This window comes from Arthrobacter sp. AG367 (assembly GCF_007828995.1).
GTDB lineage: Bacteria > Actinomycetota > Actinomycetes > Actinomycetales > Micrococcaceae > Arthrobacter.
This window is the reverse complement of sequence record NZ_VIVE01000005.1, coordinates 213,838-227,469: the sequence shown is the minus strand read 5'-3', so window position 1 is coordinate 227,469 and position 13,632 is coordinate 213,838. Positions and strand designations below refer to the sequence as shown.

Below are 13,632 nucleotides of genomic sequence, written 5' to 3'. Positions count from 1 at the left end.
TACCCAGGGCAACAGGGAGTATTCGGCGTTCCCTCTCCCGATGCTACTGCTCAGCGGAGCCGGTGGAGGGGACGCCGGCGTGCCGTCCGTCCCCAACCAGACGAAACCCCCTTGTTTCGCCAACTTTGCCCACTATGGCGGCCAGCGGTCGTATTCTTAGAGCAAGGTTTTGCAGTGGGCCCGGTGCGCTGATAGCAGGGCTGGAGCATGGCCGCTGAACCCACGGGGCAGGTTGGCTGGGGACCGCTTCCAGTTACCCCGCAGCCGGTTTTCGACAGCAAGGACGTTGAAGACTACCTCCGGGACGTCACCCGCGACTTCATGGCGGGTATCAAAGGTGAGCGCCGCAGCATCAGCTGGGCGGCCACCCTCTTCCGCCTGGGCACGGCGCGGACCATCGCAGCCAGTACGGAGCAGGCACGCGAAGCGGACCGGGAGCAATGCTCGTTCGCTGACGGGCCGGTCATGGAAGCCATGCGCACCGCAGAATTCGTCCTGGTGTCGGACCTGAGCCGGGACCGCCGCTGGCCGGGGTATTCCAGCGCTGCCGCGGCCCATGGGGTGCAGTCCCTGCTCTCCGTCCCCATCCTCACCGAAGGCGGGACCAGCGCCGCCATCAATCTTTACGCGCCGTTCCCGCACGCCTTCACCAGCGATGACCTGGTGCGCAGCCAAAGCTATGCCCGTGAGGTGGCGCGGGCCATGCATGTTGTGGTCCGGGTGGCCGAACGCGCGGAAACGACGGCGGGTCTCGCCGTCGTCCAAAGCTCCCTGGTCCTGGTGGACCTCGCCGTGCGCAGCCTGATGAACGAATACGGACTCACCCGGGAGGGTGCGCTGCGGTTCCTGCAGACGCAGGCGCTGCACCACGAGCTGGATCTCCGGGACGTGGCATTGAACGTTGTGGCCCCCGCAGGGATGGACCTCGGGGTTGGGCAGCCGTCGGGGCTGCGGCAGGAAACGTACGACGGCGTGGCGGAGCTCCCGCGGCCGTCGCCGGCGGGGCGGGACTTTCCAACCGGAAGGTCGGCCCGCAAGGACGCTGCGGCGGGGACGGAACCCCCGCCTGCTGCGGAAGGGAGGACAGCATGACTATCGGGAAACAGGAACTGCGCTCCATCACGGAAGGACCGGGCAGGCACCCCTGGCACCGGTTCGTCGCCCTGGGGGACTCTTACACCGAAGGGATCGGCGATCCCGAGCCGCACAGCCTGGGCGGCCTCCGGGGCTGGGCTGACCGCGTGGCGGAGGAACTGGCGGACAGCCAGCCGGACTTCGCCTATGCCAACCTGGCCATCCGCGGCATGCTGCTGCGGCAAATCCTCGACGGGCAGCTGGCACCGGCCCTGGCGTTGAAGCCCGACCTGATTGCCATGTCCGGCGGTGGCAACGACATCGTGTTCCGCCACGGCGACCCGGACAAGCTGGCGGAAAAGATCGACGAGGCCGTGGGTATCCTGGCTGACACGGGCGCCACCATCCTGCTGTATGCAGGTCCCGATTGGGGGAACACGCCGGTCTTCGGCAAGATCCGCGGCCGCGTGGCGGTCTACAACGAACATCTCCACAGGATCGGGGCCCGGCACCACGCCATCATGGTTGACCTTTGGTGCCTGCCGGAGCTGCAGCATGCGCTGATGTGGGACCCGGACCGGCTGCACCTGTCCCCGCTGGGCCACCATTCGGTAGCGGTGGCCACCCTCAACGCCCTGGGCGTACCGCATACGCTCAGGCCGCTGCAGCCGCGGCCGCTTCCCGCGCACGGCTGGACGCAGGCCCGGGCCGAAGACCTGGTCTGGGCCAAGCAGTACTTTGTGCCGTGGGTGCTGAAGCGGATGCGGCCCCACCAGGTCAGCGGGTTGGCGGCCAAGCGGCCGCAGCCGGTCCCGGTGTTCGGCCTTGGCCGTCCCGGTCCCTTCCCGCCCGGACATCCCGCGGCCAGGACCTCCGGACCGGGTTATGACGGACAGCCTGGAGTGGACCCCGGGGTGGAAACCGGCAGGGTGGCTTAGCGCTTCCTGGGGGAGCGCTTGGCCGCGGCCTTCATCGCGGCCTTCGCTGCCGGAGGCAGTACGCCCTGCTCGGTTTCGGGTTCGGCCACCGTTCCGCGCGCCTTCGCGACGGCCTTCATGCCGTGGTAGATCACCAGGGCGGCAGCAGAACCCAGGGCGATGCCGGTGAACTTCAGGTCGCCAATGGTCCAGGTGTAGTCCGCGATGCCGATGATCAGGGCCACTGCGGCAGTGGTCAGGTTGACCGGGTTGGAGAAGTTCACCTTGTTCTGGACCCAGATCTTCACGCCCAGGATGCCGATCATGCCGTACAGCATCGTGGCGGCGCCGCCCAGCACGCCTGCCGGGACGGTGGCGATCAGTTCGCCGAACTTCGGCGAGAAGCTGAGCAGGATGGCGAACATGCCCGCCACCCAGTAGGCCGCCGTCGAATACACCTTGGTGGCCGCCATGACGCCGATGTTCTCCGCGTACGTGGTGGTGCCCGATCCGCCGCCCAGGCCGGCCAGCACGGTGGCAGCACCGTCTGCCATCAGCGCGCGTCCTGAGACGCCGTCGAGGTTCTGTCCTGTCATGGCGGCAACGGACTTCACGTGGCCGATGTTCTCTGCCACCAGCACCAGGACCACCGGGACGAACAGGCCCAAAACGCCGATGTGGAACTCGGGGGTCTGGAAATGCGGCAGCCCAACCCAGGCTGCGGCGTCCATCTTGTCGTACTTCACCTCGCCGCGGAGCATGGCCACCAGGTAGCCCACCACAACGCCAACCAGGATGCTGAGCCGGCCCAGGATTCCGCGGAACAGGACGCTGACCAGGATGATGGTGACCAGTGTGATGAGGGCCGTAATCGGGGCGGCGTCGAAGTTCTGCTTGGCGGCGGGGGCAAGGTTCAGGCCGATCAGTGCCACGATGGCACCCGTGACGATGGGCGGCATCAACCGGTTGATCCAGCCGGCGCCGAACTTCTGCACCACGGCCCCCACCAGGGCCAGGGTGGCGCCGGCAAGCACCACGCCGCCCAGGGCGCCGGGGATGCCGAACTGCGCCTGCGAGGCGGTGATGGGTGCAATGAAGGCAAAGCTTGAACCCAGGTAGCTGGGCACCCGGCCCTTGGTGACCACCAGGAACAGCAGCGTGCCGATCCCCGAAAAGAACAGCGTGGCGGCGGGCGGCATCCCGGTGATGATGGGAACCAGGAAGGTGGCGCCGAACATGGCCACCACGTGCTGCATGCCCACGCCGATGGTCAGGGGCCACGCCAGCCGCTCATCCGGGGCCACCACCTGGCCGGGCTTGATGGTTTTGCCGGTGCCGTGCAGCTTCCATTTGATTCCGAGCATGCTCATGGGAAGGAATGCCTTTCAGGGGGTGCCGCGAGGGGGCGAAGATCAACTCGCTCCAGAATACCGCCAAGTGTTTGTGCGGGCCCGCTGTGGCCAAGGTCACCCGGCGTCACGGGAAGAGGAGGAAAGCAGTTGAAGTTGCAACTATGGAAAGCATCAGAGGCCACCCCCGCAGGCGGGCGGCGCAGCGAAAGGTAAGCCAATGACCATTGCCCACGAAGAAGCGGTTATCGATTCGGCAGCCGTGGACGCCATCTTTGCCCAGGCCCGCACCGCCAACTCCTTCACCGGCGAGGTGACCGAGGAGCAGGCCCAGGCCATCTACGAGCTCACCAAGTTCGGCCCCACCGCGTTCAACTCCCAGCCGTTGCGCGTCACCTATGTTCGCTCGGCTGAGGCCCGCGCCACCCTGGTGGATGCCCTGTCCCGCGGCAACCAGGCCAAGACGGCTTCCGCCCCGCTGGTGGCCATCCTCAGCTACGACACCGACTGGGCCGGCAAGTGGGACGACTTCCTCCCCGGCTACAACGCCCCCAAGGCCATGTACGACGCCGACCCGCAGCTCGCCGCAGCCACGGGCAACAACAATGCCCACCTGCAGGCCGGCTACTTCATCCTGGCCGTCCGTTCGCTCGGTTTCGCCGCCGGCCCCATGACCGGCGCTGACTTCAACGCCATCGACGCCGCCTTCTTCCCGGCCGGCGACCAGAAGAGCTTCCTGGTGGTCAACATCGGCCAGCCGGGCGAGGACGCCTGGGGCGAGGCAAAGCCCAAATTCTCCTACGACGAGGCTGTCCGCACCGTCTGACGCCCCATCACTTCCTGCGTCTTTTCTCCAAACGCCCCATCACCTGGTGATGGGGCGTTTGGGTTTTTTGGGCGGGATGTGATGGGGCGTTTAGAGGCGTGGAGGTGGGCCGGTGGGAGACTGGGCGTATGCCGATGCGGAACCTCATTTTTGTGGCCTTCGTGGAACCGGTGGCGGACGGCCAGGTTTTTCTGCGGACGGAGTGGCCGCTGCACGTCACCCTGGTGAGGTTCGACGCCGCCGCCGCCGCCGCGGACGGTGCCGACGTCGCCCAAAGCATCGCCGCGCTTGCAGATGGGCCGGCCAACGCAGCGCTTGGCGCGGAGCTGACCGTGGGGGAGGACGCCGCCTTTGGCCGCAACGGGTCCGTCCCCGTCAACCTGGTGGAGCCGCACCCCGCCCTGCAGGAGCTGCATGAGCGGCTGGTGCAGGTGGTGGTGGACGCGGGCGGCAGGATCCTCACGCCGCGCCACACGTTGTCCGGCTACCGGCCGCACGTCTCCCACCAGGCCACCCCAGGCCCGGACGCCAAGCGCCTCCACCGGGGCGACGCCGTCGTGCTTGACCGCGTGGCTTTGGTGGACATGGCGCCCGGCGGCGACCACGCCATCAGGCGCATCCTCCGGTTGTGGAGCCAGGAACCTTCGCAGTACTAGGCGATGACGCTGTCCACCAGCGCCTTGGCCTCCGCCTGCACCTGCTTCAGGTGTTCCTCGCCCTTGAAGGACTCGGCGTAGATCTTGTACACGTCCTCCGTGCCGGACGGGCGGGCCGCGAACCAGGCGTTTTCGGTGACCACCTTCAGGCCGCCGATGGGTGCGCCGTTCCCTGGCGCCTCCGTGAGCTTGGCGGTGATCGTCTCGCCCGCCAGTTCCGTGGCGGTAACGTCCGACGGCGACAGCTTGCCGAGTGCAGCTTTCTGCTCGCGGGTGGCGGCGGCGTCGATCCGGGCGTAGACGGGGGCGCCGAACTGGTCCGTCAGCCCCTTGTACAGCTGGGACGGGGAGCTGCCGGTGACCGCGGTGATCTCCGAGGCCAGCAGTGCCAGCAGGATGCCGTCCTTGTCCGTGGTCCAGACGCTGCCGTCCAGCTTGTTGAAGGAGGCACCGGCGGATTCCTCGCCACCGAACGCCCCTTCACCCGAGAGCAGGCCGGGCACGAACCACTTGAAGCCAACGGGCACCTCAACGAGCTTGCGGCCCAGGCTCTCGGCCACGCGGTCGATGATGGAGGAGGACACCAGCGTCTTGCCGATCACCGAGGCGGGGTTCCAGCCGCTGCGGTTGCGGTAGAGGTAGTCGATGGCGACGGCCAGGTAGTGGTTGGGGTTCATCAGCCCGCCGTCCGGGGTGACGATGCCATGGCGGTCGGCGTCGGCGTCGTTGCCCGTGGCCACGTCGAATGCAGGCTGGCCGGAGGCGGCGGCGTCGGACATCCGCTGGATCAGCGACGCCATGGCCGACGGCGAAGAGCAGTCCATGCGGATCTTCTCGTCCCAGTCCAGGGTCATGAAGGCCCACTGCGGGTCCACCGTGGGGTTCACCACGGTCAGGTCCAGGTGGTGGCGCTCGCCGATCTCGCCCCAGTAGTCCACGGACGCGCCGCCCATGGGATCGGCACCGATCCGGACCCCGGCATTGCGGATGGCGTCCAGGTTCAGGACGGACGGAAGGTCGTCCACGTAGCTGCTCAGGAAGTCGAACTTGCCGGTGGTGTCTGCGGCCTGGGCGTCCGCCAGCGGGATCCGCTTCACGCCGCGCAGCCCGTTCTCCAGCAGCTCGTTGGCGCGGTTGGCGATCCAGCCGGTGGCATCCGAGTCCGCCGGGCCGCCGTGCGGGGGGTTGTACTTGAAGCCGCCGTCGCCGGGCGGGTTGTGGCTGGGGGTCACCACGATGCCGTCGGCCTGCGGGGCGCCCGGTGCGGCTTTCCGGTTGTAGGTCAGGATGGCGTGGCTCAGCGCCGGGGTGGGGGTGTAGCCGTGCCTGGCGTCGACGAGGACCTGGACGCCGTTCGCGGCGAGCACCTCCAGCGCGGAGTTCTGCGCGGGCTCGCTCAGTGCGTGGGTGTCCTTGGCCAGGAACAGCGGGCCGGTGACGCCCTGCGCAGCCCGGTATTCCACGATTGCCTGCGTGATGGCAACGATGTGCTGTTCATTGAACGAGGCCTTGAGGCTGGAGCCCCGGTGCCCGGAGGTGCCAAAGACGACGCGCTGGCCGGGATCACCCAGGTCCGGCGCAATGTCGTAATACGCGTCAAGAAGCGCAGTGATGTCAACAAGGTCCTGGGGTTGGGCAACTGTACCCGCGCGGCTAGCCATGGCTCCAGCATGCCAGAACCTGGCAGGAGTCCAAACGACCCGCCCATAATCCGGACCCTGTGACGCGCAATGTGCTCGTCAAACCAAGTAGTCCACCTGAGTACCCGGCCCGGAAAGTACCTATATACCGGCCCTTTGACGCCCTGCTACCTTTCAAAAAATTCCAGGAAACAAGGGAAAGGAACGGACGACGGCGGGCCGCCGCCGGAGTCCTGTCCGGCTAGGAAACGGGGACGTCCAATGGGGGCAGGAGACGGGGCAGCGGAGCAGTCCAGGCTGGCTGCCGAGCGCGTTGCGAGGCTGAAGCGCCAACTGGACCAGGCCGAACGTTCCACGAAGGCGTGGGACGCCGGCGCCGCAGGGGAGCGGGTGGTGGCCGACAAGCTCAGCGAACTGGTCCCGCGCGGCTGGTACGTCCTCCACGATGTCCACTGGCCCGGCCGGCCCAAAGCGAACCTTGACCACGTCCTGGTGGGCCCCGGCGGCGTGGTGGTGATCGACTCGAAGAACTGGACCGGTGAGGTGCGGGTGGCTTCCGGGGTGCTGTGGCAGGGCCGCTTTGCGCGAACCCAGGCAGTGGAAGGGGCCCTGGCCCAGTGTGCTGCCGTGGCCTCGGTGCTGACTCCGCCGCACCGCCGCCTGGTGCGTCCACTCATCTGCATGTCCGCGCAGCCCGACCTTTTCGGGGTGACTGAATCCGACGTTGCCGTGGCCGGTTCCCAGCGGGTGGTGGGAGCCATCGAAGCGCTGCCGGCCGTGCTCGACCAGCAAACAGTGGTGGGCCTGTACGCGCACCTGGGCCAGCAGCTCACCCATGAACAGGAACCAGGCATCACCGCTTTTCGCAGCGTACGGCCGGGAACCGTGGTGCGCCCGGCGGGAGCATTGCCCCCGGCCGGCCCCGCAGCAACTCCCCGCGGGAAGCCCGGCTCCCCGGACGAAACGGGCCGCAGCCAAAGTGCATCCCGGCACCCCGCAGGGCGGGCCCTCCCCCCGGGCGGAACGAAGGCAGGACAACCCACAGGGCACAGGGCGGGAGCGCCGGCCGGAACGCGGACCGGGGCGTCGGCGGGATCGGCGCGCCGCGGCAGGAACGGCAAAGCGCAGCAGCATGGCGGCACCAGTGGAGGGAAGCTTGCCCTGCTGGCGGCCTTCGTCATTTTTGCCGTCTATATCCTGCCCTACTTGGGCCGCTAGCCTCCGGCGCATCTCCTGGCAGCAGCCGGTCTTTGGCGGCCGCGCGGACTGCTCCGGTCATCCGGTTGAGCCGTTCCGAGTCCAGGGTCCAGGCCTGCCAGTACAGGGCCACGTCCTGGTGGGGGCCGTCCTCGAGCCGCACCAGGGCGCCGGACTCCAGCTCGTCCGTGAGCTGGAGCTCCGGAATCATCCCCCAGCCCAAACCGGCTTTGACTGCCGCGAGGAATCCCTGGGACGAAGGGACGGTGTGCGTTGGAGGAAGCTGCCGCAGGCTCCTGGCCGTGAGCAGCTGCTCCTGCAGGTTGTCTTTCGTGTTGAATTTCAGGACCGGCATTGCCGCCCAATCCACGCCGCCGGACACGGAAAACCGCCGGCGCAGCCCGGGGGTGGCCACCGGAACGTACCGCATGGAGCCCAGCAGTTCCACCCTGCACCCGCTCACCGGGGCAGGGTCCGACGTCACCGCTCCCATGACCTCGCCTTCGCGGAGCAGCTGGCTGCTGTAGCCCTGGTCCTCAACGTGGAGATCGAGGGCTGAGTCCTCCCACGCGGCGGCCTGATGCAGGACGGGGACGAACCACGTGGCCAGTGAGTCCGCGTTGACGGCCACCGGCAGCTGGGCCCGGGCCGGCGACCCTGCGCCCAGTGCCGCCGCCGTCTCCGCTTCCAGCACCTGCACCTGGCGGGCCATCCGCAGCAGCAGCGCGCCGGCGTCGGTGGCCGTGCAGGGCAGCCTTCGGCGGACCAGGACCCGGCCCACCGACGCTTCCAGTGCCTTGATCCGCTGGCTCACGGCGGATGGCGTGATCCGGAGCAGATCGGCCGCTGCCTCGAACGTTCCTTCGTCGATGACAGCCACCAGGGCCTTCAGGTGCTCAAGATTCATGAAGACATCCTAATGAATACCAAGAATCATTCATTTGCCTGTATACCATGCGGATCCTACTGTCAGTAGGTATGTGGACTGCCGGAATAACGGGAATGCTCACCGGGATGGCGCTGATCGTGGCGATCGGCGCCCAGAACGCCTTCGTGCTGCGCCAGGGCATCCGGCGCGAGCACATCGGGGCGGTAGTGGCCGTCTGCATGGCCGGCGACGCCTTGCTCATCGTCGCTGGCACGGCCGGCATCGGGGCGTTGGTCACCCGGTTCCCCGAGGCGCTGGAAGTCCTGCGCTGGGCCGGCGCCGCGTACCTGCTGTGGTTCGCCGCGCGGTCCTTCATGGCGGCGGTTAAACCCTCCACCCTGGCGGAGCAGGCGCCCAAGTCGAAGAACTCGGTGATCGCCGCCACGGCCGCCCTGACCTTCCTGAACCCGCACGTCTACCTGGACACCGTGGTGCTGCTGGGCAGCCTCGCCAACCAGCAGGGAGCCGATCTGCGCTGGGTCTTTGCCGCAGGCGCAGTCACCGGAAGCGTGCTGTGGTTCTCCGCCCTGGGGTATGGGGCACGCGCGCTGGCTGGAGTGCTCGGCAGCCCGCGAACGTGGCGCTGGATTGATGCTGCCATCGGTGTGCTGATGCTGGCCCTGGCCATCCGCCTGGTCCTGCACTGAAGTAGGCTGGAGCCGAGATCCGCAGGGGAGAAACCATGAGTAACCAGCCATCCCAGGGGCCTGACTACCAGCGTGACGGTTCGCCGTGGCCCAGCTACCGGCCGCCGGCCGAGTACGGGCAGGGACAGTACGGGCAGGGACAGTACGGCCAGCCCCAGTACAACCCGGGCTCCTACAACCAGGGCCAGTACGGCCAGCCGCAGTATTTCGGCCAGCCGTCCTACTATGGCCGGCCGGTGGAAGCGAAGACCCTGAGCATCGCAAGCATGGTCTGCGGCATCGCCTCGGTCATCACGGGTTGGCTGTTGCTTCCGCAGTTTGCCGCAATCATCACCGGCCACCTGGCCCTCCGGCGCGAACCCTCCGGCAGGGGGATGTCCATCACCGGCCTGGTGCTGGGCTACCTGTGCCTCCTGGGCTACGGCGCCCTTTGGCTGCTGCTCATCATCGGCCTGGCCATCGCCGGCACCGCCGGCTCCAATACAGGCACCTTCTAGCCCTGGCCGGCTGGGAAAGCAGCGGCGACGGCGGCCGGGCACCTGCGCCCGTGCCGCCGTCGTCCCTTCTGCCGCCGTCGTGCCTTACCCCTTGACTGCTGCGGTGGCGGGCACCTCTACCGGATACCCGGGGTAAATGGTCTCCGCCGGCGCGCGGTTGGTGGCCTTGGCCCAGGGGTAGTAGACGGCCAGGGTGGCAACGATTCCCACCAGCCAGGAAATGTCCGCGCCGCCCAGCAGCTTGGTGACGGGGCCCGTGTACAGCGCCTGCGCCAGGAACGGGACCTGGATGACGACGCCGATTCCATAGGAAACCAGGGCGGCCACGTTCCAGCGGCCGTAGCGGCCGTCCGGGTTGTAGAGGGCGGGGATGTCCAGCCGGTCCCGGGAGACCTTGTAGTAGTCCACCAGGTTGATCACGGACCAGGGCGTGAAGACCATGAGCAGCAGGAGGACGAAGTTCTTGAACAGGTTCAGGAAATCCTTGCTGGCGAACAGTGCGATGAGCACGCTGGCGCCGATTACCGCCACGATGAAGGCAATCCGCACGGCTTTGGAGACGGTATCCCTCCGGTTGACGGCGGTGCTGATGGTCACGCCGCACATGAAGGCGCCGTAGGCATTCAGGCAGTTAACCGTCAGCTTGCCGGTGACGATCATCAGGTAAATGAAGACGGCGATCTGCCCGCCGCCGGCGAGATCGCCCATGTAGCCCACCTGGTTCTTCAGGAAGTCCCCGCCCAGCTTGGCGGCGGAGAGTCCGCCGGCCAGGGCGCCGAGGGTCATGGCCCACTGCGCCCCGCCCACCGAGCCGGCGAAGGTGTACCAAAAGGTCTTCCGTTCCGAGGTGTCCGCGGGAAGGTAGCGGGAGTAGTCGGCTACGTATGGGCCGAAGGTGAGCTGCCAGCCGGCACCCAGGGCAACGGCGGTGAGGAACGTGGGCCATTCAAAGCCCTTGACCATCATCACCTGGGTGATGTCGAACTTGGTGGCAACCGCCAGGGTCAGGTACAGGAAGCCTGCCAGACCCAGTACGGTGGCGATGCGGCCCAGCGCGTGGATGTACTTGTACCCCAGGATGGCCAGCAGGGCCGTTGCGGCACCGAAGACCAGGATTCCGACGGCGGGCGCGTCCACTCCCAGCATGAGGTTGATCGCCTGCCCCGAGAGGACGGTGCCTGTTGAGGCGAACCCGACGTACATGAGGATGACCAGCACCAGCGGAATCACGGCCCCGTAGACGCCGAACTGGGCTCGGCTGGAGATCATCTGCGGCAAGCCCAGCTTGGGACCCTGGGCTGAGTGGAGGGCCATGACCGCGCCGCCCAGCACATTTCCCACCAGCAGGCCCACTATTGCCCAGAAGGCGTCCGCGCCGAACACCACGGCCAGGGCGCCGTCCACGATGGCGGTGATCTGGGCATTGGCACCAAACCACAGGGTGAACTGGCCGCGCGGGTGGCCGTGCCGCTCGCCCGGTGGGATCATGTCGATCGATCGTGCCTCAACGGCGGTACTGCCTCCGGCCATGGCCTAACTCCTCAGTGATGGAAACGTAGGGTCCATCACACCGGGTTTGGCGGCCGGCCAACACCCGCAACCGGGTCCTGCTGTCCGGGAAACCAGACGCCTCCGCGTGTCGCGCGGCCTGGCTAGCGGAGCAGCTCCACGTCCGAGACAAGCTCGATGTGCGCCAGCATGGCGTCCGCGGCCGCCTCCGCATCCTGGGCCCGGACGGCATCCGCGATTTTCCGATGCGACGCCAGGGACTGTTCGGGCCGGCCGGGCTGCCCCAGCGACTCCATCCGCGTTTCCAGGATCATCTCGGCGATGAAGGCCATCAGCTGTGCCAGGACGGACGAGTGTGCTGCCGCGGTGATGGCCTGGTGGAACAGTTCGTCGCCGTGGGTGCCGCGGTCGCCGTCGTTGATTTCCCTGGCCATGACGTCCAGGGCATCGTCGATGGCGGCAAGGTCCTGGTCGGTCCGGCGTTCGGCGGCGAGGGCGGCAAGCTTCACTTCCAGGGTGCTGCGCGCCTCCACGATTTCGGGCAGCCGGCTTTGGTGCTCGCGCAGGCCCTTGATGACCGAGGCTACGCTGGGCCGCCGGGCCAGGACTGCGCCGGTGCCGTGCTGCACGTCGATGACGCCAAGCACTTCCAGGGCCACCAGCGCCTGCGCCAGCGTGGCGCGGGAAACCCCAAGCCGTTCGGCAAGGTCGCGCTCCGCCGGCAGGAGATCGCCCGGCCGGAGCTGGGCGGACTCGATGTAGGCGAGGATCTGCTCCACCAGCTGCTCGTACAGCCGGGGCCGGGTGACGCGTTCCAGGCCCAGCCGTGCTGTCTTCTCCACAAAGCCCTCCCTCGGGGTCGTAGGGACCAGAATACCTCCTTCGTCTATTGACAGATAGACTCACTGTCTAAGAGGCTAGTCCAGTGAGCCAGTAACTCACGTCACATTCTTTCTTTCCCCCAACGGAGGACCAACGATGTCCGCTCCTGTCTTATCGATCATCATCCTCGCGGCGATGTTCCTGCTCGCCACCGTCCTGCCCCTCAACATGGGCGCGCTCGCCTTCGTCGGCGCGTTCCTGCTCGGCGCCCTGGTGCTGGGCATGTCCACCAACGAGATCCTGGCCAACTTTCCCGGCGGCCTCTTCCTCACCATCGTCGGCGTCACCTACCTGTTCGCCATAGCGCAGAACAACGGAACCATCGACCTGTTGGTCCGCGGCGCAGTCCGCCTGGTGGGCAGCCGCGTTGCCCTCATCCCGTGGGTCATGTTCGCCATCACCGCCGTCATCACCGCCGTGGGCGCCCTGTCTCCCGCCGCCGTCGCCATCATTGCCCCCATCGCCCTGAGCTTCGCCGGCAAGTACAAGATCAGCCCGCTGCTCATGGGCATGATGGTGATCCACGGCGCGCAGGCGGGCGGCTTCTCGCCCATCGCCGTCTACGGTGTCACCGTCAACGGCATCCTGGCCAAGACGGACCTTGCCTTCAGCCCCACCGCGCTGTTCCTGTCCAGCTTCATCTTCAACCTGGTCATCGCACTGGTGCTCTTCGTGGTCCTCGGCGGCAGGAACCTCATGTCCTCCAAGGTGGGACAGTTCGTGGAGCAGGCAGCTGAGGCACGGATGGCCGTCAGCGTCGGCGCCAAAGCCGGCGCCGACGTCCCCTTCAAGGGCTTCGGCTCCGGCATGTACGGTCCCCGGGACCCCGCAGGCGACGGCGTCGCGGCCACCAAGGAGCGCAAAGAGCGGATTCCGCAGCTGGTCACCATTGCAGGCCTGATCGTGCTGGCCGTCGTGGCCCTTGGCTTCAAGATGGACGTCGGCTTCGTCTCCATCACCATCGCCATTGTGCTGGCCCTGGTGTCACCCGCAGCCCAGAAGGGGGCCATCAACAAGATCAGCTGGTCCACCGTGCTGCTGATCTGCGGCATGCTGACGTTCGTCGGAGTGCTGGAGGAAGCCGGAACCATCAAGTTCGTTTCCAGCGGCGTTGCCGGAATGGGAATGCCGCTCCTGGCCGCCCTCATCATCTGCTTCATCGGTGCCGTGGTATCCGCCTTTGCCTCCTCCACCGCCATCCTTGCAGCGCTCATCCCGCTCGCGGTTCCGTTCCTCTCCACCGGCGAGATCGGCGCCGTCGGCGTCATCTGCGCCCTCGCAGTGTCCGCCACCATCGTGGACGTCTCACCGTTCTCCACCAACGGCGCGCTGGTGCTGGCCAATGCCCCGGAAGGCGTGGACAAGGACCAGTTCTACAAGCGGATCCTCGGCTACAGCGGCATCGTCATCGTGGCCGGCCCCGTCCTGGCATGGCTGGCGCTGGTGGTGCCCGGCTGGCTCTAGCCGCCGCTGCCCCACACCGGCGGCCGTCCGCCACCCGTTCCAGAAA

At 67.3% G+C, this 13,632-nt stretch carries 13 protein-coding genes; 8 read left to right on the top strand and 5 right to left on the bottom strand.

Going from position 1 to position 13,632, the window contains the following annotated elements:
• Window positions 1–207 precede the first annotated feature (207 nt).
• Both FB478_RS14975 and FB478_RS14970 read left to right on the top strand, forming a co-directional pair.
• The gene (locus tag FB478_RS14975) at window positions 208–1,092 is read left to right on the top strand and encodes a GAF domain-containing protein (RefSeq protein ID WP_056388454.1); all 885 of its coding nucleotides are present in this window, start codon (window positions 208–210) and stop codon (window positions 1,090–1,092) included.
• The gene (locus FB478_RS14970; RefSeq protein ID WP_018770295.1) at window positions 1,089–2,012 is read left to right on the top strand and encodes an SGNH/GDSL hydrolase family protein; all 924 of its coding nucleotides are present in this window, start codon (window positions 1,089–1,091) and stop codon (window positions 2,010–2,012) included. Before FB478_RS14975 ends, FB478_RS14970 begins: the two co-directional genes overlap by 4 nt.
• On the opposite strand, the gene FB478_RS14965 is transcribed toward FB478_RS14970, so the two are convergent.
• Complete coding sequence (locus tag FB478_RS14965; RefSeq protein WP_144601003.1) at window positions 2,009–3,361, bottom strand: uracil-xanthine permease family protein; 1,353 nt, start codon at window positions 3,359–3,361, stop codon at window positions 2,009–2,011. The two genes, FB478_RS14970 and FB478_RS14965, sit on opposite strands and share 4 nt — an antisense overlap.
• A 199-nt stretch (window positions 3,362–3,560) precedes the next feature.
• Here FB478_RS14965 and FB478_RS14960 point away from each other — a divergent pair, with 199 nt between their 5' ends.
• Both FB478_RS14960 and FB478_RS14955 read left to right on the top strand, forming a co-directional pair.
• Window positions 3,561–4,166 carry a malonic semialdehyde reductase gene (locus FB478_RS14960; RefSeq protein ID WP_018770293.1) on the top strand — a complete coding sequence of 202 codons (606 nt, stop codon included), beginning with the start codon at window positions 3,561–3,563 and terminating at the stop codon, window positions 4,164–4,166.
• Between the two features lie 134 nt (window positions 4,167–4,300).
• On the top strand, window positions 4,301–4,822 hold the full coding sequence (locus FB478_RS14955; protein WP_056388448.1) for a 2'-5' RNA ligase family protein: 522 nt from the start codon (window positions 4,301–4,303) through the stop codon (window positions 4,820–4,822).
• Here FB478_RS14955 and pgm read toward each other — a convergent pair.
• Window positions 4,819–6,483 carry a phosphoglucomutase (alpha-D-glucose-1,6-bisphosphate-dependent) gene (gene pgm / locus FB478_RS14950; RefSeq protein ID WP_056388446.1) on the bottom strand — a complete coding sequence of 555 codons (1,665 nt, stop codon included), beginning with the start codon at window positions 6,481–6,483 and terminating at the stop codon, window positions 4,819–4,821. The genes FB478_RS14955 and pgm overlap by 4 nt on opposite strands.
• A gap of 240 nt (window positions 6,484–6,723) precedes the next feature.
• Between pgm and FB478_RS14945 the strand changes: the two genes are divergently transcribed.
• The gene (locus FB478_RS14945) at window positions 6,724–7,680 is read left to right on the top strand and encodes a nuclease-related domain-containing protein (RefSeq protein ID WP_056388444.1); all 957 of its coding nucleotides are present in this window, start codon (window positions 6,724–6,726) and stop codon (window positions 7,678–7,680) included.
• Here the strand turns inward: FB478_RS14945 and FB478_RS14940 are convergent.
• Entirely contained in the window at window positions 7,640–8,566 is a 927-nt protein-coding gene (locus FB478_RS14940; RefSeq protein ID WP_134165327.1) for a LysR family transcriptional regulator ArgP, read from the bottom strand. The two genes, FB478_RS14945 and FB478_RS14940, sit on opposite strands and share 41 nt — an antisense overlap.
• A gap of 71 nt (window positions 8,567–8,637) precedes the next feature.
• On the opposite strand from FB478_RS14940, the gene FB478_RS14935 reads away from it, so the two are divergent.
• Window positions 8,638–9,234, top strand: a complete 597-nt coding sequence (locus FB478_RS14935) for a LysE/ArgO family amino acid transporter (protein ID WP_261377420.1) — start codon at window positions 8,638–8,640, stop codon at window positions 9,232–9,234.
• 35 nt (window positions 9,235–9,269) lie between these two features.
• Entirely contained in the window at window positions 9,270–9,731 is a 462-nt protein-coding gene (locus tag FB478_RS14930; protein ID WP_134165326.1) for a DUF4190 domain-containing protein, read from the top strand.
• A gap of 84 nt (window positions 9,732–9,815) precedes the next feature.
• Here the strand turns inward: FB478_RS14930 and FB478_RS14925 are convergent, their stop codons facing one another.
• On the bottom strand, window positions 9,816–11,261 hold the full coding sequence (locus FB478_RS14925) for a cytosine permease (protein WP_144601002.1): 1,446 nt from the start codon (window positions 11,259–11,261) through the stop codon (window positions 9,816–9,818).
• Window positions 11,262–11,383: 122 nt separating this feature from the next.
• Window positions 11,384–12,082: a FadR/GntR family transcriptional regulator gene (locus FB478_RS14920; protein WP_144601001.1), complete on the bottom strand. Its 699-nt coding sequence runs from the start codon at window positions 12,080–12,082 to the stop codon at window positions 11,384–11,386.
• A gap of 136 nt (window positions 12,083–12,218) precedes the next feature.
• Between FB478_RS14920 and FB478_RS14915 the strand changes: the two genes are divergently transcribed.
• The gene (locus FB478_RS14915) at window positions 12,219–13,586 is read left to right on the top strand and encodes an SLC13 family permease (RefSeq protein ID WP_018770284.1); all 1,368 of its coding nucleotides are present in this window, start codon (window positions 12,219–12,221) and stop codon (window positions 13,584–13,586) included.
• Window positions 13,587–13,632 lie beyond the last annotated feature (46 nt).

Coding starts and splice junctions, on each gene's coding strand:
- FB478_RS14945 (WP_056388444.1), top strand. CDS start 6,724: ATGGGGGCAGGAGACGGGGCAGCGGAGCAGTCCAGGCTGGCTGCCGAG.
- FB478_RS14925 (WP_144601002.1), bottom strand. CDS start 11,261: ATGGCCGGAGGCAGTACCGCCGTTGAGGCACGATCGATCGACATGATC.
- FB478_RS14960 (WP_018770293.1), top strand. CDS start 3,561: ATGACCATTGCCCACGAAGAAGCGGTTATCGATTCGGCAGCCGTGGAC.
- FB478_RS14935 (WP_261377420.1), top strand. CDS start 8,638: ATGTGGACTGCCGGAATAACGGGAATGCTCACCGGGATGGCGCTGATC.
- FB478_RS14965 (WP_144601003.1), bottom strand. CDS start 3,361: ATGAGCATGCTCGGAATCAAATGGAAGCTGCACGGCACCGGCAAAACC.
- FB478_RS14930 (WP_134165326.1), top strand. CDS start 9,270: ATGAGTAACCAGCCATCCCAGGGGCCTGACTACCAGCGTGACGGTTCG.
- pgm (WP_056388446.1), bottom strand. CDS start 6,483: ATGGCTAGCCGCGCGGGTACAGTTGCCCAACCCCAGGACCTTGTTGAC.
- FB478_RS14975 (WP_056388454.1), top strand. CDS start 208: ATGGCCGCTGAACCCACGGGGCAGGTTGGCTGGGGACCGCTTCCAGTT.
- FB478_RS14955 (WP_056388448.1), top strand. CDS start 4,301: ATGCGGAACCTCATTTTTGTGGCCTTCGTGGAACCGGTGGCGGACGGC.
- FB478_RS14970 (WP_018770295.1), top strand. CDS start 1,089: ATGACTATCGGGAAACAGGAACTGCGCTCCATCACGGAAGGACCGGGC.
- FB478_RS14915 (WP_018770284.1), top strand. CDS start 12,219: ATGTCCGCTCCTGTCTTATCGATCATCATCCTCGCGGCGATGTTCCTG.
- FB478_RS14940 (WP_134165327.1), bottom strand. CDS start 8,566: ATGAATCTTGAGCACCTGAAGGCCCTGGTGGCTGTCATCGACGAAGGA.